Origin of the sequence: Legionella rowbothamii (assembly GCF_900639985.1) — a bacterium.
Taxonomy (GTDB): domain Bacteria; phylum Pseudomonadota; class Gammaproteobacteria; order Legionellales; family Legionellaceae; genus Legionella; species Legionella rowbothamii.
In genome coordinates this window covers 129,762-149,846 of record NZ_CAAAIM010000002.1, presented here as the reverse complement: position 1 = coordinate 149,846, position 20,085 = coordinate 129,762, and the positions used below count along the sequence as shown (strand labels likewise).

The following is a 20,085-nucleotide window of genomic DNA, read 5'->3' as shown; positions in this document are numbered from 1 at the left end:
TTATCCGTTAAGGGCACCTAGTATCTATCATGGCACAGAAATAAGTCAAGAAAATCAAAATGATAGTCATTTAAAGTTGATAGGAGCTCAAAGGGATATACATGCACCTGAGAGAAAGTCTCTGAAACCAAACCTACATATTTTAAGCCAAAATAAGGGCCTGATGCACCGTAATCTGAAGTACCAATAGCTCGTGATAAAATGCGACAAGAATCATGCTTTGTTAGAGAAATAAGTCACGGACGGAACATAAGAAGGGTTAGTACAGAAGAAGGATAGGAGAACCCACCCTATTGATACAATAGGGTGGGTAATGAAACTAGGCTAGTAATTAAACATTACCAACATATTTCAAACCAACGTATGGGCCAGAAGCACCAAAGTCAGAAGTGTGACTTAGAAGGTTAGCAGCTGAAACGTGGCTAAATCCATTGAAGTAGTTGAACCACATGTAACCAGCGTCCAAAGTAACATCACCTTGAGCCATAGAATAAGTGTAGTTAGCACCTAATTTAGCTTCTAGTTCTGGAATGATTGCAGTTTTTGAACCATGGTAAGCAACTGCAGGAGTAGTTGAATCAGCATATGCAGAACTAAACTTAGTATTACCAACTAATAGAGCAGCTGCTGCTTTAGCGTAAATACCAAATCCATTACCGAATACATAGTTCATGTCCAAACCAGTACGTGGACCAAAACCGTTGAATTGAGCACTGTAACCCTCAATAGCGTCAACAGTAGCTGGAGCTACAAGAGCAGCCCAACCTGCGTTGTGCTTAGCGCGAGCCCATTGGAAACCGCCATGGAAGCGCATTTTTTTGTTAGCACTGAAATCAACGAATTGACCTAATTCACCGTTCACAGCATCCCATTTGTAGTTAGATGCAGCAGCTACACTAAAGTCAGTACCTTCAAATGCACTGTCGAAAGCGAAGCGGTGAGTTCCAGTATCTAGATGATACCAAGTTAAAGTTACATCGTTACCAGTGTTGAAATGGTAAGAACCTTCTAATTGGAAACCCCAGTTCCAACGAGTGTGGTCGCGGAAGTTACCATTTACGTCAGGAACACCAACGAATCGGTTGTTGTTAGCGATTTGCAAATCAATAGCTTGGCCACTGATATCCCAAGCCGTACGCTCACAAGGAACAGTTACGTTTCCTGGAGTGCAAACTGGGCCCATTGTACCTGCGAATGCTGCTGCACTGCTGCCTAAAGCGAGTACCGCTAATGCTGTTTTTTTCAAACTAAACATGCGTAGTCTCCATATAAATTATTATTAAGTTCCCATTTTGTTACTAACTTACACAAAGAAGCTATTAACAAAACATGCACGCCGTTTTTTTGACGTAGGCATGAAAAGGTGAGCAGTATCTATATCGAGAGAAAATAAGTCAAGACAATTAGTTAAAAAACTAAGTTTTATAGATAATTTTTTTCTGTTACTGTATTTATTCGTTCCAACATGCGGATTAATAATCCATTTTGCGCGGATAATAAATTTGTGATTTTCTAAAAAATCACCTCATTTCTGGTGAAAGAAATGAGGTGAAAAAGTGGGAGATTAAGCAAAATCTAACATGTACAAATTAAACATTACCTACGTACTTCAAACCAACATAAGGACCAGAAGCTCCGAAGTCCATAGTTCTTGCAGTACTAGTAGCAGCACTAACATTGCTTAAAGCATTGAAGTAGTTGAACCACATGTAACCAGCATCAAGAGTAATATCCCCTTGAGCCATAGTGTAAGTGTAGTTAGCACCTAACTTAGCTTCTAACTCAGGAACGATAGAAGTTTTAGAGCCATGGAAAGGAACAGCTGATACGCCCAGCTCATAAGCACCTGAGTTAAACTTAGAGCTACCAACTAAGATTGCTGCTGCTGCTTTAGCATAAACACCAAAACCATAGCCAGCGAACACATAGTTCATGTCAAGACCTGTACGTGGACCAAAACCGTTGTATTGAGTCTCGCCCCAAGAAGCAAAATCAACTAGATCAGTGGTTGCATCATCAATAGCTACAGCGTGATTAGTCTTAACACGTGCCCATTGGAAGCCGCCATGGAAACGCATTTTTTTGTTTGCGCTGAAATCAACGAATTGACCTAATTCGCCATTAACAGCATCCCACTTACGACCAACGTTAGCGTAACCAGCAAGACCTGTAACACCATCTAATTCAGAGACGAACCCAAAGCGGTGTCTGCTAGCATCCAAATGGTACCAAGTTAAAGTAACATCATTACCAGTATTGAAGTGGTAAGAACCTTCTAATTGGAAGCCCCAATTCCAACGACTGTGATCGCGGTAATTTCCAGTTGCATCAGCAATAAAGAAATCGTTGTTGTTAACGACTTGTAAATCAATGGCTTGACCACCGATATCCCATGCAGTGCGCTCACATGGTACAGTCACATTACCTGGAGTGCAGACAGGTCCCATTGTTCCTGCAAAAACTGCACTACTACCTAAAGCGAGTACTGCTGCTGTTGTCTTTTTCAAACTAAACATGCTAAGTCTCCGTATTATATTTTTATTTTTATTAATTCTGAGTTTTTACTTGATAACTTACAATTTAAAAGTTACCAGCAGCATGCTTTCGTCGCTTTGGTTCGAAGCATGCAACACCATGAGTATGGCTTCGAAAATTAATAAATCAAGTAAATTTACAAAAAAAAAATTAATATTTTTCATAAAGATACTTTTTTTAAACACGGACGCTATTTTTTAATCAGACTGACAACAACTCTCCTATTTTCCGCGCGACCTGCATCTGTATCATTTCTAGCCACTGGTTTTAACGCTCCTAACCAAGTGACCGATAATTGCTCTTCAGGAACCCCTAAAGTTATTAGATAATTTTGTACAGCTTGCGCACGATATTGCGAGATTGCATTATTATAGCCTTTGCGCCCACTTTCATCAGCATAACCAATTATACGAATTACTTTAATTTGATGATCGGCTGCAGTGTAACGTGCAATTCGGCGTAATTGATCTTTATCTTGATCCGACAATTCACGACTATCTGGGGCAAAATGAAATACACTTTCTTTTACCCGGTCAAACCCAAAGGGTAATAAATTACTAATACAGCGCTGGTAGTGAGAATAAGGCGTTTGAAAGCCACGAGGCGTCAATGCTACAGAAACATCAAATCCTATATCCGAGCGATATCTAAAAGTAGGCTCATAGCCTTGAGATAAATAGGTCAATAATTTTAACGTTGAATCTCGCTTTAAAAAAATTCCATAAGGACCTGGATTAACCATTAATGAGCCTACAAGATAAGTAGCACCATCTGGTTTCCACATAGGAGCCCTAGCGATAATTCGTGCAGGCAAAGGACGACTCACTTCATCCCACTTGCGTAAAACAAAATGCGGTGGCTGAGCGGCGAATTGCTCAAAATACCCGATTCCATAATTAGGTATTGTCAGTGATAAACCACAACGAATTGGATTACCAGTTACCTTCCAACTCTTTTCCCCACCCATGGGAAAGGCATAATTAATTGGTGCCATTGCGAATGTTGTACTTACAGCCAGTGCATAGCTTACTGCAACGCGTATTACAAACGCGCATCTATTATTACTGAATTCCATTATTAATAATCCCCATGATTGAATTCATGTTATCCTTAGATATCGACACTGTTTTAAGAATCTTTAATTATGAAATCACTAATTATCAGCCAACCAGATGACTGGCATGTTCATTTTAGGGATAATGAAGTATTAGAACATACCGTGGCAGCCAGTGCAGAGCATTTTGCCCGTGTCTTAGTAATGCCTAATCTCAAACCAGCATTGACTACTTTGTCTGCAATTAGTGCTTATAGAGAGAGAATTCTTGCTGTCTTACCCAGTGGTCATCGCTTCAATCCCTATATGACGTTCTATTTAAACGAGTCGGTTACCGCAGCAGAGTTGGAGCAGGCCGCAAGCACCCCCTATGTATTAGGAGCCAAACTTTATCCAGCCGGAGCAACTACGAATTCCGAAGCAGGCGCTAAGACTTTGAGCGCGCTCTATCCTTTACTTGAAGTGATGCAAGAACAGAATTTAGTGCTGCAAATTCATGGTGAGGTAACACATAGCGATATTTTTGAACGTGAAGCCTTGTTTATTGATGAGTATTTAAAACCCTTAGTCCTTAATTTCCCGAGGTTACGCATCATCCTGGAACATATTTCCACCGAGGCTGCGGTAAACTTTGTCCGTACAGCCCCAGAAAATATTGCCGCCACCATTACTCCCCATCATTTACTATATAACCGTAATCAGTTGCTTGCAGGGGGTATTAGAACTCATTATTACTGTCTTCCCATTTTGAAGCATGAACGTGACCAAAAGGCACTGCAACAAGCAGTATGCAGTGGTAATCCTAAATTTTTTGCCGGCACGGACAGTGCCCCTCACCGCATTAACAATAAAGAAACGGCTTGTGGTTGCGCGGGGATCTATTCAGCGCCCTTTGCCCTTGCACTTTATGCGCAGGTATTTGATGAGTTAAACCAATTAACCAAGCTTAATCGTTTTATGAGCCATTATGGCGCTGAATTTTATCAATTGCCCATCAATCAGGAGCAGGTTGAGTTGATTAATTCCCCGCAAACCGTACCAAAAACGATGCCCTTGGGTAGAGAGCAGGTTGTACCGATTGCGGCAGGTGAAACAATCCAATGGAGTACTCATGTCCCCTCTTGATAATGCATTAAGCAGTACAATGAAGGGACGCTTTCGTGGCTTCTTGCCCGTAGTAGTGGATGTTGAGACGGCTGGGATAAACCCGCAGAAAAATGCCTTGCTGGAAATGTGTGTTGTCTTACTCACCATGGATAAACAAGGTAATTTACAACGCAGCACCAGCCATTTTGAACATATCTTACCCTTTTCGGGAGCCGAGCTGGATCAAAAATCGCTAGAGTTCAACCAAATCGATCCCTACCAACCGCTTCGCTTCGCGGTAGAAGAAAAAATTGCACTGGAACGACTATTTAAACCTATTTTTAGTGCGATTAAGCAGCAGAACTGCCAAAGGGCGGTGTTAGTCGGTCATAACGCCTGGTTCGATTTATTGTTTGTTAAGGAAGCAATCAAAAGAACGGGGCTGCAATCCCCCTTTCATGCGTTTACTTGCTTCGACACAGCCACCTTAGGGGGATTAATTTATGGACAAACCGTATTAGCGAAAGCAGCTCAAGCGGCAGGTGTTCCTTTCGACCCTCATGAAGCGCATTCAGCAATTTATGATGCAGAAAAAACCGCAGATTTGTTTTGTGAGATGACGAATACGTGGCGCAGGCTACAGCTTAATAATAAAAATAATAATGGATAAACAGATTAACCCGCATTAGCAATGCTTAATACGGGTGTATCAGTGTCGCAATACCCGTATTACGACTTCGTCTAATACGGGCTACACGTAATTATAAAGAACGCGAGTGCTCTGCAAGGTATTCAGCAACGCCTTGGGGTGAGGCGGTCATACCTGCTTGGCCTTTTCTCCAACCCGCAGGACAAACTTCGCCTTTTTCTTCGAAGAATTGTACTGCATCAATCGTTCTTAAGAGCTCATCAACATTCCGACCAATTGGCAAATCATTCACAACTTGTGAGCGAACCATACCTTTAGTATCGATAATAAATGCGCCACGAAATGCAACGCCCGCAGCAGGATGCTCTACACCGTAAGCTTGGCAAATGCTGTGAGTCATATCGGCAGCCATAGTGTAACGAACTGCGCCAATTCCGCCTTTTTCTACAGGAGTATTTCTGTATGCATTATGAGTGAAATGAGAGTCGATAGATACAGCAACTACTTCCACATTACGGCTTTTGAATTCATCTATACGGTGATCTAAAGCAATCAGCTCAGAAGGGCATACAAAAGTAAAATCTAAAGGATAGAAAAACACCAATCCATATTTCCCTTTGATGTGCTCATGCAAATTAAATTTATCTACAATCTCACCATTGCCCATCACCGCAGCGACGGTAAAATCAGGAGCTTTACGTCCGACTAGTACACTCATTCTATGATCTCCATTTGCGCGCAAGAGGAACCCTTGCGCAGATTATTATTATCGAGGGCCGTTTACATTTCGCTAGCTTGAATCAAAAGCAAAAATCTGGCTGCTTTAGCCAAGGTAGTCAAGATATAATAGACTTTATACGGCAATTGCATCGCGTAACATAGTTTCTAGCTCACCTTGCTGGAATAATTCAGCAATAATGTCAGAGCCACCAATCAATTCACCCTTAACATACAACTGAGGGAAGGTGGGCCAATCAGAAACTTGGGGCAACATTTGACGAATGTCTGGATTAGCAAGAATATCTACGTAAGCAAAATCAACACCACAGGCCTCGATGCATTGAACTGCACGCGCAGAAAAACCACATTGAGGCATCTTCGGGGATCCTTTCATGTACAGCAGAATCGTATTTTCTGCGATTTGTTTTTTAATTTTCTCGATTGTATCCACGCTCGTGTACCTTTAAAATAATAAAAACGCTAATTATGGCGAAAAGCTAGCACGGCCGCAACTTATTTCATGATCCCTACCAGACTCACTAGGATAAAAGCAGGTGCCGCCCCCAGCCAAATTAATAATAATTTCTTAAATAATAGGCATGGAATCTTAAAGAAATATTAATTGAATATCATATTTGTCCTGCTACACTTAGGGCAACTCACAAACAAGGAGAACCCCATGACTTTTACATTACCCAAATTACCCTATGAAATGGATGCGTTAGCACCACATATTTCTAAAGAAACTCTTGAATATCATTATGGAAAACATCACCAAGCTTATGTGAATAACTTAAATAAATTAATTCCTGGTACTGAATTTGAATCAATGTCTCTTGAAGACATTATTATGAAATCCAAAGGTGGGGTATTCAATAATGCAGCGCAAATTTGGAACCATACCTTCTATTGGCATTGTTTGAGTCCTAATGGAGGTGGTGAGCCAACGGGTAAACTAGCTGAGGCTATTAATAAGCATTTTGGTTCTTTTAGTGCCTTTAAAGAACAATTTACCCAAGCAGCCGCTACTACTTTTGGTTCAGGTTGGGCATGGCTTGCTCAAGATAAAGCGGGTGATCTAAAGATTATAAGCACCAGCAACGCTGGCACCCCCATGACTGAAGGTTTAACCGCCCTATTAACCTGCGATGTATGGGAACATGCTTACTATATTGATTACCGTAATGCGCGCCCTGATTACATCAGTGCATTTTGGTCATTAGTGAATTGGGAATTCGTCTCTGATAATATGAAGTAAGTGATGGGATAATTGCCAAGTCACTACCATTTAGACTAATCGTAGGCTGGGCTGTTAAGCCCAGCCTACGATTTTAATGGACGGCAAAAAGATTAAAAAGGAAGATAGATAATGGCTTTAATTACGAGTTACAATCCCATGCCCATAACCTTTACTCATGGTGAGGGCGTTTGGCTTTATGACGAACAGGGTAAAGCATATCTTGATGGCTTAAGTGGGATAGCCGTTTGTGGGCTAGGACATGCTCATCCAGATGTGACCAAAACCATACAAGAGCAAGCAGCAAAACTCTTGCATACCTCAAATACATTTCATATTAAGCAACAAGAGCTACTTGCGGAAAAACTCACCTCGATGGCAGGAATGGAACAAGTATTTTTTGCCAACTCCGGTGCGGAAGCCAATGAAGCAGCTATTAAATTAACTCGGCTTTACGGACATAAAAAAGGCATTGAAACCCCCTCTATTATTGTAATGGAACGTGCATTTCATGGACGTACGATGGCGACCCTAACCGCCTCAGGTAGCCGTAAAGTACAAGCAGGTTTTGAACCCTTAGTCCCTGGATTTATTCGCGCTCCCTTTAATGATATCGAAGCCATACGCACAATTGCGGCCAATCGCGAAGATGTGGTCGCGGTAATGCTGGAACCTATTCAAGGCGAAGGTGGGATTTATGCCGCCGAAGAAGGTTATTTGCGTGCAGTAGCCAAATTATGTGAACAGCATGATTGGATGCTTATTTTGGATGAAATCCAAACCGGAAATGGACGTACTGGTAAACTGTATGCTTGCATGCACCATAATATTCAACCGGATATTCTTACTACAGCTAAAGGCCTAGGCAATGGCGTACCCATAGGTGCTTGCCTTATGAGTAAAAAAGCTACGGATTTATTCAAGCCTGGAAATCATGGCTCTACCTTTGGTGGTAATCCCCTAGCCTGTGCTACTGCTTTAACGGTATTGGAAGTCATTGAGCGTGATAAAATTTGCGATCGTGTTACCCGTAATAGTGCCCTTTTGATGGATAAGCTTATTCAAAGCCTAGGTGAACATCCACATGTTAAAGCAATTCGTGGTAAAGGCTATATGATTGGTGTGGAGCTAGATAGACCGGCTATGGACATGCGTAATTTAGGTTTAGCCAATGGCCTCATCTTTAATGTCACGGCAGATACAGTCGTGCGCTTACTCCCTCCGCTCACCATCACTGAAGAAGAAATTGATGAATTGGTGAAACGATTGACCCTAACGGTTAATCAATTTACGCAATAGCTGAGTTTGCCACGCCGGCTGGGCGACCAAGCCCAGCACATACCGTTTGTACCGATGTTCGGGTTAACAACCCAACATACCTATGTGACACTAAACAAAATTAATTAAATCTTGCTTTTTTAAGCCCATTTAGCATAAAATATGCACAATTCATGACCAATCAAAGGCAGGACACTATGGGTGATATATCGCCTAAAAACGCATTAATAATATCTTCTTTCATCTCCAGCTATAAATACCTAACTGAAACAGAGAAAAAACTTTTCCCTAAAAAAATTCAAGAATTGTTTAATGCCAAGATTCAATCTAAATCAACAAAAACATTGGATGTGATTGCATTAGAGATTATTAAGGAACTTCTCGACACGCCACCATTATTAAAATTTCCCTGCCTTAATAAATTCATCGAAAGCGATCTTTTCCAATGCTGCAAATTATTAGAAGCAAACCAGCTTTTCTCTGATGAAAATGCTGTAGCCATTTTAAGCTATCCAAAACCTAAAAAATCTGTTCCTAATGGAGATTATCAATCTCTTTTAAATTCGCCGAAACTTCAGCAGCTTTTTACCGCAATTGACACGCTACAAGCACATCAACTACTCGCAGGCACTGAAAAACAAGAATATTTCGCTGCAATAGTGCAGCACGAGACATCCCCACAACAAGTGGCCCAAGCATTAATCACGTTAAATAAAGCACATTTATTAAATGCCCAAAATATCGCCGTAACCACTCATCTAGTTAACCCCGCTGCGGCAGCAAAAATCTTAACCTTTATCTCTCCATTAGGCTTGTTATCTGGTGAGCATGCAGAAAAAAATTTTGAACGCGTGATGAAACATCGCAAGCCTGCCAGCCTGCTCTTGGATATAGAACTACTTGCTCCTGAAGATAATAAGCTGCAAGATAAATTTGAACGGATTATGCGCCCTCCCGCTTATCCGCGGGCACTACTATTTTCCGGAGTAGTCGAAACACAAGTAGCCTCAATCGAAATAAATACCCCATTTATTGCTCCCCCACAACCCCAGGGAGTGGTCGCGTCGATGATACCCGGGGCATTCTAATACCATCTGCGCCCCAAGACGCCCTACCGTGCATCCAAGCTATATTAAGATTAGGCCTGGATGAACTTTAGTTCAAGATAACGTACATTCTTTAAGTTGGCGACTGTAAATAAAGTTAAAAGCATAAAAAATGATACAAATAAATGCCAGCAATAAGAAAAACAAAGACATTAAACTTGCTTGTTGAATATTGAAAAAATCCCGCAGAACATGACTTAACGAGCTACTAACCAAACACCATAAAAGAATAAATAACACTAATGAAATAAGCGTATTAATAAAATTTCTAATCCCATAAAAATGTGATAAGGACTCAGAATCGACAATGCTTAAAGAAAAATATTGGGCCAAGGCATAACAAACGGAACTAAAAAAGCTTCCCAACCCAATGAAAAAGCAACTCCAAAAATAATTACTCCCCAAAAAAGCAGCCATACACAAGTTAAATAGCAAACCCAGTGCCGCTATATGAAAAAGAAGGAGGTAATTAAAACGCCTAAATAAAGAGATTGAAAATAAATTACCTGCAAGCATGCCAACCCCTGCAAAGGAAAGAATTACCCCTATTTGTGAAACAGAAAAATACAAAGAATAAAAGGGAATGATCATAATGGCCACTAAATTAAGCCACATAAAATTTAAACTATATAAATACAAAATCGATTGCCTGCTTACAGTAAGCTCAATTCCTTGTGAGTGAAATTGGGACTGCAATGAAACATTTTTCTGTAAATTCCAATGGACTAATAATAAGAAAATGCGATAAATCAAAATAACCACCATGGAGGTTACTAATAAGTTGGCAAACGATAATTTATTGAAAAAAAAGCTCCCAATAAGTGGGCCAATTATATATCCCAAGGTATTCGCAAGCCTGGTGGTTGTAATGACAAAAGGTAAATCTTTATAGGCACAATATGTTGCGGTTACTTTATCAAAAAAAATGGACTCCATTGAGGCTAAAAAAGCAACACAAGCCAGGAGAACGAGCAAACTATCCAGTGGTACCTTCTCGGTCAAAATAACAAACCAAAATCCGAGAAATAAGATTAGAATAAAATCAAGGCAGCGTTTTAATGCGGTAAATACATTCGTCTTTTCCAGGAGCTTAGGAACAATAAAAAGCAGAACTACCGTAGGTAAATAAATTAAGGCACCATAAAGCGGAAACTCTTCCAACGTAATATATTGCTGTAATAAGGTATTCAAGATAAAAAAATTGAATACCTTAAATAAAACCGTCAATAACCCATGGTTTGCCCAAATTTGTAAGAACTGCTTTTTATTCATTCCGAAACATCCCTATGATAAATCAAGTAATGCCTGATGGTTATTTTCCAAAAGCGCAAGCATGGATAAACCATCCCGAAGCATTGCTTCATTTGCCAGGGAATAACAGGTTAAAACCCAAAAAATCCATTTTGCCGCAGAGATATAAATATCTAAATCATTAATGGCCAAAGGCAAGGCATAGGCATCTCGAAAACATTTTGCCTGGCTCATATCTAAATACTGTTCGTCACCATTTTTTTGCCGCACCCAACTGGTAACCGTATCAACAAAATCAATTTCCGCACGCATCAAGCAAAAATTTTCCCAATCAACTAGATAATACTCCCCGGCATTATTCCAAATAACATTTTTAGGTTTTACATCGGAATGGCAAATAACTAATGATGATGTATCTTGTCCTATTCGCAAAATTTCATCATAGGTTACCCGTTCATACACGCCACGTAACAAATTTTTTAAAGGATTATTTAAATATTGTGTTGCTAATTTTTCAACTAAAGCCAACCCATGACTAGTTACAAGATTTTTCCAGCAACTGGCAAAAAAATACGATTTAAGATTAAAAAAATCCTTATTAAAATTAAGTGGCTCAGTTTGATGGATAGCAGTGAGCGCTTGTGCAATTTGGATTTTTTGATCAAGATTAAGATGAAATGGTTCTTTATTTTCGCCGGGAATGTAATGCATCATGTAAAACACTAGATCATTGTATTCCTGCACAAATGAATTATTTATGGAAATTAACTTAGGAGATGCTATTTTCTTAGTTATCTCATTGACATACGTTGTATGCAACGTGAAAAAATTCATCAGCTCCGCATGATTTAATTGATATAATTCTTCTAATTTACCTCTATTAATCATTTTTATCGTTGTTATTTTGCCACATTCTTCGCGAGCGAAATATAACGCTCCTAACATATTTTCTGATTCTTTGATTAGAACGGGATTTAAAAAATGACGTTCTTGTAAAAAAGCCCGAAGCTCAGATTCAATAGGTAGATGCATAGTCGTTTCCTTTTTTCTTACGAAATTAAAGCCAAAGTCACTTAATCAATTCCTGAACTTCCTCTCGACACCCTAACGTTAATAAAGCATAAACCAATTAAATGACATTTGCTTAAGTATAGACCAGCCCGAGTGATTTTTACTCGATTTTCGCATTGAATTTAAAAACAAATATCCCTTTTTAAGACGGCGGTGCAGCATAAAATTAAAAAACCACCTGGATTTGTTCAAATTTTGTGCTACCTTTAAGAAGCAATACCGTTATAAACAGAGATGAAAAATGAGCCAAGATGTAAAAAACACAGTGACCATCATCGACCTACTAAGAAGAAATGCTCAAAACAATCCTGATAAAGCTGCCTTAACGTTCCTTACTCAGAAAGAGAGCCTTTCTTTATCCAACCAAGAATTGCTAGAGCAAATAGAGCATTTTGCCACACGAATCCTAAAGCGTGCAGAGCCAGGCTCGCGGGCAATTATTTTATTGAATCCCGGCATCGATTATTTGGTCTCCTTTTTAGGATGTTTACTTGCCGGAGTTATTGCGGTTCCAGCATATCCACCTACCAACAGTCGCCATAATATTAGATTGTTATCAATTATCGAAGATGCTTCTGTGCAGGTGATCATTACTTCTTCTGCCGTAGTACATCGCCTGAACTTTAATGAAGAAAATAAAACACAAGTTCTCATTGTCGAGGAGGAAGAAAAAACGCTCCCTTCCTTAACCCAGTTTCCTACTATTTCAAATGAAGAGGTAGCCTTTCTACAGTATACCTCAGGCTCTACCGGAAACCCCAAAGGGGTGATGGTAACGCACAAGAATATCATCGCTAATGCTCACTGCATCAATGAAAAATTAGAGGGACGGGTAACCACTCTCTGTTCTTGGCTACCTCCATTTCACGATATGGGCATGATTGGCTGTACACTTTTTCCTTTGGCCTATAATGGTCATGTGGTCAGTATGTCACCCACCGATTTTTTAAAAAACCCATTAAAATGGTTAAAAGCAATCAGTGATTATCGCGCTGAATGTTCGGCCGCACCTGACTTTGCTTATGATTTATGCTCCAGAGTCATCACCGAGGAAGAGAAAAAGGAATTGGATTTAAGCTCATGGCTTTTTGCAGTAAATGGTTCTGAGCCTGTCAATGCGGCGCATTTAAAACAATTTAGTGACGCGTTCGCAGGATGTGGTTTTAGCGCCAATGCCTGTCATCCTTCTTATGGTATGGCCGAAACCACCTTGTTGATCTCAACTAAAAAAGTGGGCACCGAAACAGTGCTCATGCGAGCGAGTAAGCAAGCATTTCAAAATAACATCATCAAAGAAGCTCAAGCAGATGAAGAGCATGTGCTTTTGGTTGGCTGCGGCACGCCCTATAGCAACTACGACTTAGAAATTATTGACCCATCTAGTTTAGACATTTTACCTATAAACAAAATTGGAGAAATTGTTGTTCACGGTGACTCAGTTACGAAGGGATATTGGAATAAGCCTGAACTTAATGAAGAAATTTTTAACCTAAAATTAGCCTCTAAAGACAAACCCTTTTTACGAACTGGGGATTTAGGTTTTTTAACCTCCGATGGGGAGCTTTTTATTACGGGACGTCTTAAAGATTTAATTATTATTCGTGGACAAAATCTTTATCCTCAAGACATTGAGCATTGTGTTGAAAAAAGCCATCCGTTGTTAATAAAACATGGTGGAGCTGCCTTTGTTATTGAAAAGGAAAATAATGAACCCGAATTAATCCTGGTTCAAGAAGTACATCGTAGTGCGAAACAGTTTGATGAGATTTTTTCGGCGATCTTAGATTGTTGTTCCCAAGAGTTGCCCGTATTGCCTAGCGAGATTGTTTTAATCAAACAATCGTCATTGCCCCGAACCTCAAGTGGCAAGGTACAACGCAGCGGGTGTAAACAAACTTTTCTGGCCAAGGATTTGCACGTGTATGCCCAATGGCAAAGGAAAGCTAATCAATCAGAGCAACAAGTGCCTAGCTTAGCTAACGCTCATGAAAAAAACAGCTTAACCTTATGGATGAAACAATGGCTAGCCACCAATTTATCGCTGCAGTTAGAACAAATTGATGTGCATAAGAATTTTTCATACTACGGCATGGACTCCGTAAGCGCAGTCCAGTTTACCGCAGCCCTGGGACAATTGATAAATCAAGAAATTAATCCTAGTTTATTATGGTCCTTTACCACCATTGACACTCTAGCCAACTATTTGCTTCCTGAAGATCATTCGCTTACCCCACAAAACGAGCAACAAATTCACCAAAAACGCTTTGAGCCGGTAGCGATTATCGGTATGAGCTGTCGTTTTCCAGGAGGTAGCAACAGTCCACAAGAATTTTGGGAGCTCTTACAAAACGCTAAAGATGGAATCAGCAACGTTCCTCCCAGCCGTTGGGATTCTGCACTCTATACGGCACAGTCTGGTGTTGCAGGAACAATAGCCACATCTAAAGGTGGATTTATTGATAATATTGATCAGTTTGATGCGGCCCTATTTAATATTAGTCGTCGCGAAGCAGAGGCAATGGATCCGCAACATCGTCTTTTACTGGAATTAACCTGGGAAGCACTTGAGCGAGCCGGTATTGCCCCTTTATCGCTGGATGATACTGATGCAGCTATTTTTATTGGAATCGCCTCTAATGACTATAGCCAATTAGCACATGATGCAGCACACCATAATACTGATGCTTATTATGGCATAGGTAACGCCCATAGCGCCGCAGCTGGACGCCTTGCCTATTTTTTAGGGACTCATGGTGAATCGATAGCCGTGGATACAGCATGTTCTTCTTCATTGGTTGCGGTGTTCAATGCGTGTCAGGATTTACATGAAAAAGGCTATAGCCTAGCCATTGTGGGTGGGGTAAACAGCATTCTTGATCCATCTTTAAGTGTAAGCTTCTCGCAAGCAGGAATGTTATCACCTAATGGCAAATGCCAAGTCTTTGATGCAAAAGCAGATGGTTATGTTCGTAGTGAAGGATGCGGTGTGCTCATTTTAAAACGCTTAACTGATGCACAACGCGATAAAGACCCTATTTTAGCAGTGATTCAAAGTGCCGTAGTGAATAGCGATGGACACAGTAACGGCATTACCGCGCCAAGTCCAAAGGCCCAACAAGACTTAATTAGTAAAGCCATCCATGCCGCGGGGATTTCTCCGGATGCAATTGATTATATTGAGACTCATGGTACGGGTACCCGCTTAGGCGATCCAATTGAGTTTAATGCGTTGAAAGAGGTTTTTGCCACTGGCACACGCCAAAAAGATTTATATATAGGTTCAGTAAAAAGCAACATCGGTCATTTGGAAGCGGCTGCGGGTATGGCAGGCCTTATCAAAACCATTTTGATGTTACAACATCAACAAATCCCAGCCAATTTGCATTTTGAAACAGTCAATCCATTAATTGACTTAGCCTCTATTCCGGCACAAGTACCTACAAGCTTGCAAGCCTGGGAAGCGGACGCGCAGAAACAAATTCGTTATGCCGGTGTGAGCTCTTTTGGTTTTACTGGAACTAATGCGCACTTAATCCTTACCGAAGCCCCAACTGGAGATGCTCTGGCTGCTGCGGATACACCTGAAAGACCAGTACATGTGTTTTCATTATCAGGACATACTCCAGAAGCTTTAGCAGCACAACAAGCACGATTAGCAGAATATATTCAAGACAACGCGGGTCTTGATGTAGCCAATTTATGCCACAACCTTGCTCTTGGCCGCAGTCCTTTAGATTATCGCCTGGCTTTTCCAGTGCAAACCAATGAGGAGTTAATTGAGAAATTACGCTCTACCGTGCCAACAAATAAAGCCGCAGAATTAAATACAGCGAAAACTGCCTTTTTATTTACTGGACAAGGGTCGCAATATTCTGGAATGGGGTGGGAACTTTATAATACCCATCCTTTATTTAAGCAGGAGATCGATCATTGCAGCCAATTATTGGGAGATTATTTACCAGAACCGCTTACCAAGGTCATGTTTGATCCAGAACAGGCATCGTTATTAAATCAAACTCAGTATACTCAACCGGCGTTGTTTGTTCTTCAATATGCTTTAGCTCAATTATGGATGAGCTGGGGAATTGTGCCTACGGCGGTTATCGGCCACAGCGTGGGCGAGTATGTCGCGGCAACGGTAGCTGGAGTTATGAGTTTAACGGATGGTTTAAAACTTATTGCCGCCCGTGCACAACTCATGCAAGCCCAACAAGAAGGCAGTATGCTTAGTGTGAATGCAGATGAGGCCCAAGCTCAAGCCTTAATGCATGAATTTAAAGCACAGGCACCGGAAGCCATCTTAAATATTGCTGCAGTGAATAGCATTAACCAAGTGGTATTTGCCGGCGAAGACGAGGCCATTCGCCAATTAAATCAACAGTGTCAGTTGCAAGGGCTCCGCACCACTGAGTTGCAAGTGTCTCATGCCTTTCATTCAGAGCTTTTACGCCCAATGATTACTGAATTTAAGCAAATTGCCGCAACCATTCAGTACCATGCTCCCAAATTAGTGCTTATATCTAATGTTAGTGGTAAGGAGATTTCCACCATCAACGCAGATTATTGGGCTGACCATGTACTGGCTACAGTGCAATTTAGCAAAGGAATCAACGAGTTAATTGTAGAAAACTATCAAACCTTTATTGAGGTAGGACCACAGCCTGTTTTATTAACTTTTGCCCGACAACAGGCTAGTTCATCGCACCAGGTTTTATGGCTTGCCTCACTCAGGAAAAACCACCCCGACTGGCAAATCTTATCTGATGCAGTCGCTCAACTCCATGAGAACGGCCATACTATTAATTGGCATGCTTATGATGCTCCTTTTGGACTATCAATCGATGCCAAACATTTGCCAACTTATGCGTTTCAGCATCAATCCTATTGGCTAGCAGGGGGACCAAAAACTCAAGCAAGTAACGCCATAAATCGTGGTTTAAGCCAGGCGCTTTATCAGTTGGAGTGGAAACCATTAGGAGCCATTCAGCAACTAAATGGAGCGCCTGCTCTGACTGGTAAATGGTTGATTTTTGCGAATCAAGATTCAGAAAGCCAGAATATGATAAATTTCTTGTCTTCCTATTTACCAGAGATTGTAGTGGTACATCCTGGAAGAAAATTTGCGCTGTCTGAAGGCGTAGCGGTGTTAAATCCTTCTGAACCAGAACATTTTTCAAGCCTGTTAAGTAAGCACCAAGAAATCCAAGGCATTTTTTATTTATGGGGCTTGGTTGGCACTGAGTTTTTCCAAGAGCGGCAACTAGAGGCGTTAACTTGTGATGACATGAATCAATTAATTAAAAACTCATGCGGAGGCTTACTCCATCTAGTACAAACGCTCATACATAACAAAAAACACACCAAACTATGGACCGTAACCCGGGGAGCAACAACCATACCGCCCCTATCCCTACCATTTTTTTCCCCATTAATAGGTATGGGCAAAACATTGGTGCTTGAATATCCTGAACTGGATTATCATCATTTTGATGTGGGATTGGAAATAACAACCCAAAGCGCGGCATTACAACTGCACAAACTACTCGGCCAACATCAAGATGAAAATATTCTCGCGTATCAAAATGATTCCTTATATGTACCACGAATCGTCCCTGCTTTATTGCCCCCTGTTGCAAATAAAAAAGCATTTGTAAAAAATGCCTCTTATCTCATTACTGGTGGGTTAGGGGGGATAGGCACTGTTTTATGTAAATGGCTGATTGAGCAAGAAGTAAACTCCATTATTTTACTTGGAAGACGTCCATTAAACGACGAAATAACGGTGATGCTTAATTCATTACGTGTTGAGGGTGTAAACATCAACTATGTTCAAACAGATGTGAGCGATTCCCAGCAACTACGTATTGCTTTAACTGAAATCCAAAATACGCTGCCTGCAATTAAGGGAATTTTTCATGCCGCTGGCACCTTAAGTGATGGCTTATGGTCGCAGTTAACATGGCAAGAATTTAATCAGGTTTTCGCTGCTAAAATACAAGGCTCCTATAATTTGCATTGTTTAAGTATGGAGCTTATCCCTGAGCTAGAACAGTTTGTAATGTTTTCATCAATTAGTTCGTTACTGGGAACACCGGGACAAGCCAACTATGCGGCAGCGAATACTTTTCTTGATAATTTAGCCCATTACCGCGTACAAGCAGGATTGCCCGCATTGACGATTAATTTTGGCCCTTGGCAACAAGTAGGCATGACCCGCGATTTAGCACAGTCGTGGTCGGCTTATGGCATTCACAACATTAGTGAGGAATTAGGCTTAACCTCATTAAAACATGCAATGTCAGGCGCGTTCACCCAGCTGTGTTTAATGCCTAACAATATGGCCTCACAGCTGGCTCTTTTACCACGCTCTTATAAGAAATTATTGGCCGAGATTATTCCTGAACCTCAAGAAAGCCAACAAACACATACCTCCGGAGCAATGAGTCCACACCATCAAGACCTGATGGTTCAATTAAAGAGTAAACAACCTGAGGAGCGGGTCCCTGAGCTAACGGATTTCTTCATGAAGGAAGTTCGCATGATTCTTCGTTTAAAAGAAAGCGACACCTTGCCCATGAGCACCAACTTATTATCATTGGGCATGGATTCGATTCTTGGTATGGAACTAGTACGCCAGCTTCAATCCAAATTATCGCTGGAAAATTTAAGCATCCAAGCGTTACTCTTTGAAGACCGCTCGCTGGAAAATGTGGTTCACTTTCTGAATGAAAAAATAGGTGCTTCCCCAGTACAAGAGGTCGCCGCATCACCAACGGCAATAACGCACCACCAGCTATTACAACTATCGGTGCAACAAACCCGTATTTGGAAGCATATTCAGGATCAACCCACCAATCCTATTTATGTAGTGGCTAATCAGTTCCAACTTGAGGGACCCGTGGATGTAGGGATTTTGGAAAAAAGCATTCAACAGGTTCTTGAGCGACATCCCATGCTACGTTGCAGTTTTCATATTTCGATGGGAACCCCATTTCAATTTTGCCATGAGCAGGTTGATTTTAAATTGCACTACATCGATCTTCGCGCTTTAGAGGCAGGAGAGCAAACGCAACAAACCAACCAACTATTGCAAAAAGTACGCACGCACACCTTTGATTTGAGCAAAGCGCCCTTATTGGAAAGTTATTTGATTCAACAAGCAGATGAGCGCTATGTTTGGACCGTCAGTGTGAGCCATTTATTAACCGACGGCGGTAGTAGTCTGATTCTGTTTGAAGATATTCTGCATTTTTATGCACAAAATCAAAACCGCACTACACAACCCTTGCCCATGGCTACACCCTATGAAGATTTTGTGGATTGGCAATTAACGAATGTAGTTAATGGTACTTATGAGAAGTACGTTGCTTTTTGGCGTAATACCCTGCAGAACTACAATCCTCCAGTTTTGCCTACGGATAGACCGTTACCTCAACAAGCCTCAGCGTTTGGCGCGAAAGAATCGGTGAATATTTCTGCCGAATTACTTAATAAATTGCAAAATTTAGCCAAACAAACTCAAGTTACGTTGCCTAATTTACTTCTTGCCGCCTATGGATTAGTATTGGCGCAATTTAGCAAAACAGATCACGCGTTTATTACTATGTTTTGTGCCGGACGAGATACTAAAAAGTATCAAACAACGATGGGTAATGTAGCGAATGAATTGCCTCTGATGATCCATTCAGCCCCTACAATGAGCTTCATTGATATGGCCAAACAATTACAAAACGACTTAGTTCAGTTTTTTGAATATCAGTACATGCAACCCGAACAAATTGCTGCACTTGATTTACCCGTACCTGACGTGTCTTTTGACTTCCAGCACTTGACCCTTAAGCCTGCTGACCCTGGCTTTCAGCTGAAGCCATTAACTCAGAATAGTACGAAGATACCTCTTTGGGGCACTAGCCCGCGCAAACTATCATTAAAATTTAATTATGATAGAACCTTATTAACTGGATACCTTAAATATCGAGTTGACCTATATGACCGTGAAACTATTTATCATCTTACTCAGCAGTTTTTGAAGATAATTGAGGAGGTTGTCGAGAAACCTGAAAGTACATGTGACAATTTAGCTAATTTGTGGAGCTAA

At 40.9% G+C, this 20,085-nt stretch carries 13 protein-coding genes; 6 read left to right on the top strand and 7 right to left on the bottom strand.

The features are described from left to right. Positions 1–331 precede the first annotated feature (331 nt). The 3 genes from E1P08_RS05860 to E1P08_RS05850 all read right to left on the bottom strand — a co-directional run bounded on the left by E1P08_RS05860 (position 332) and on the right by E1P08_RS05850 (position 3,610). Complete coding sequence (locus tag E1P08_RS05860) at positions 332–1,255, bottom strand: Lpg1974 family pore-forming outer membrane protein (RefSeq protein WP_133136099.1); 924 nt, start codon at positions 1,253–1,255, stop codon at positions 332–334. Between the two features lie 334 nt (positions 1,256–1,589). Next, positions 1,590–2,516: an Lpg1974 family pore-forming outer membrane protein gene (locus tag E1P08_RS05855; protein ID WP_133136098.1), complete on the bottom strand. Its 927-nt coding sequence runs from the start codon at positions 2,514–2,516 to the stop codon at positions 1,590–1,592. Positions 2,517–2,725: 209 nt separating this feature from the next. Next, complete coding sequence (locus E1P08_RS05850) at positions 2,726–3,610, bottom strand: flagellar protein MotY (protein ID WP_133136097.1); 885 nt, start codon at positions 3,608–3,610, stop codon at positions 2,726–2,728. Positions 3,611–3,679: 69 nt separating this feature from the next. On the opposite strand from E1P08_RS05850, the gene pyrC reads away from it, so the two are divergent. Both pyrC and rnt read left to right on the top strand, forming a co-directional pair. After that, positions 3,680–4,714: a dihydroorotase gene (pyrC, locus tag E1P08_RS05845; RefSeq protein ID WP_133136096.1), complete on the top strand. Its 1,035-nt coding sequence runs from the start codon at positions 3,680–3,682 to the stop codon at positions 4,712–4,714. Beyond that, on the top strand, positions 4,701–5,345 hold the full coding sequence (rnt, locus tag E1P08_RS05840) for a ribonuclease T (protein ID WP_133136095.1): 645 nt from the start codon (positions 4,701–4,703) through the stop codon (positions 5,343–5,345). Before pyrC ends, rnt begins: the two co-directional genes overlap by 14 nt. Positions 5,346–5,436: 91 nt before the next feature. Here the strand turns inward: rnt and E1P08_RS05835 are convergent, their stop codons facing one another. Next, positions 5,437–6,042: a peroxiredoxin gene (locus E1P08_RS05835; protein ID WP_133136094.1), complete on the bottom strand. Its 606-nt coding sequence runs from the start codon at positions 6,040–6,042 to the stop codon at positions 5,437–5,439. Positions 6,043–6,177: 135 nt separating this feature from the next. Next, positions 6,178–6,495 carry a Grx4 family monothiol glutaredoxin gene (gene grxD / locus E1P08_RS05830; protein WP_133136093.1) on the bottom strand — a complete coding sequence of 106 codons (318 nt, stop codon included), beginning with the start codon at positions 6,493–6,495 and terminating at the stop codon, positions 6,178–6,180. 228 nt (positions 6,496–6,723) lie between these two features. Between grxD and sodB the strand changes: the two genes are divergently transcribed. The 3 genes from sodB (at position 6,724) to E1P08_RS05815 (ending at position 9,647) form a co-directional block, all read left to right on the top strand. Beyond that, the gene (gene sodB, locus E1P08_RS05825) at positions 6,724–7,302 is read left to right on the top strand and encodes a superoxide dismutase [Fe] (RefSeq protein ID WP_133136092.1); all 579 of its coding nucleotides are present in this window, start codon (positions 6,724–6,726) and stop codon (positions 7,300–7,302) included. Between the two features lie 111 nt (positions 7,303–7,413). Continuing rightward, a complete protein-coding gene (locus E1P08_RS05820) occupies positions 7,414–8,580 on the top strand; it encodes an aspartate aminotransferase family protein (protein ID WP_133136091.1) in 1,167 nt (388 codons plus the stop codon). A 176-nt stretch (positions 8,581–8,756) separates the two neighbouring features. Beyond that, a complete protein-coding gene (locus tag E1P08_RS05815; protein ID WP_133136090.1) occupies positions 8,757–9,647 on the top strand; it encodes a hypothetical protein in 891 nt (296 codons plus the stop codon). 72 nt (positions 9,648–9,719) lie between these two features. Here E1P08_RS05815 and E1P08_RS05810 read toward each other — a convergent pair whose 3' ends face one another. Together E1P08_RS05810 and E1P08_RS05805 are read right to left on the bottom strand one after the other, a co-directional pair. Next, positions 9,720–10,937: an MFS transporter gene (locus E1P08_RS05810; protein ID WP_133136089.1), complete on the bottom strand. Its 1,218-nt coding sequence runs from the start codon at positions 10,935–10,937 to the stop codon at positions 9,720–9,722. 12 nt (positions 10,938–10,949) lie between these two features. Continuing rightward, a complete protein-coding gene (locus tag E1P08_RS05805; RefSeq protein WP_133136088.1) occupies positions 10,950–11,948 on the bottom strand; it encodes a phosphotransferase in 999 nt (332 codons plus the stop codon). 280 nt (positions 11,949–12,228) lie between these two features. On the opposite strand from E1P08_RS05805, the gene E1P08_RS05800 reads away from it, so the two are divergent. Then, positions 12,229–20,085 (top strand): type I polyketide synthase, encoded by a 7,857-nt coding sequence (locus tag E1P08_RS05800; protein ID WP_133136087.1) that lies wholly within the window; start codon positions 12,229–12,231, stop codon positions 20,083–20,085.

What these genes read in the sequence shown, in the direction of transcription:
- E1P08_RS05800 (WP_133136087.1), top strand. Translation starts at nt 12,229, where the DNA reads ATGAGCCAAGATGTAAAAAACACAGTGACCATCATCGACCTACTAAGA.
- E1P08_RS05855 (WP_133136098.1), bottom strand. Translation starts at nt 2,516, where the DNA reads ATGTTTAGTTTGAAAAAGACAACAGCAGCAGTACTCGCTTTAGGTAGT.
- E1P08_RS05805 (WP_133136088.1), bottom strand. Translation starts at nt 11,948, where the DNA reads ATGCATCTACCTATTGAATCTGAGCTTCGGGCTTTTTTACAAGAACGT.
- E1P08_RS05820 (WP_133136091.1), top strand. Translation starts at nt 7,414, where the DNA reads ATGGCTTTAATTACGAGTTACAATCCCATGCCCATAACCTTTACTCAT.
- sodB (WP_133136092.1), top strand. Translation starts at nt 6,724, where the DNA reads ATGACTTTTACATTACCCAAATTACCCTATGAAATGGATGCGTTAGCA.
- rnt (WP_133136095.1), top strand. Translation starts at nt 4,701, where the DNA reads ATGTCCCCTCTTGATAATGCATTAAGCAGTACAATGAAGGGACGCTTT.
- E1P08_RS05810 (WP_133136089.1), bottom strand. Translation starts at nt 10,937, where the DNA reads ATGAATAAAAAGCAGTTCTTACAAATTTGGGCAAACCATGGGTTATTG.
- E1P08_RS05860 (WP_133136099.1), bottom strand. Translation starts at nt 1,255, where the DNA reads ATGTTTAGTTTGAAAAAAACAGCATTAGCGGTACTCGCTTTAGGCAGC.
- E1P08_RS05850 (WP_133136097.1), bottom strand. Translation starts at nt 3,610, where the DNA reads ATGGAATTCAGTAATAATAGATGCGCGTTTGTAATACGCGTTGCAGTA.
- pyrC (WP_133136096.1), top strand. Translation starts at nt 3,680, where the DNA reads ATGAAATCACTAATTATCAGCCAACCAGATGACTGGCATGTTCATTTT.
- E1P08_RS05835 (WP_133136094.1), bottom strand. Translation starts at nt 6,042, where the DNA reads ATGAGTGTACTAGTCGGACGTAAAGCTCCTGATTTTACCGTCGCTGCG.
- E1P08_RS05815 (WP_133136090.1), top strand. Translation starts at nt 8,757, where the DNA reads ATGGGTGATATATCGCCTAAAAACGCATTAATAATATCTTCTTTCATC.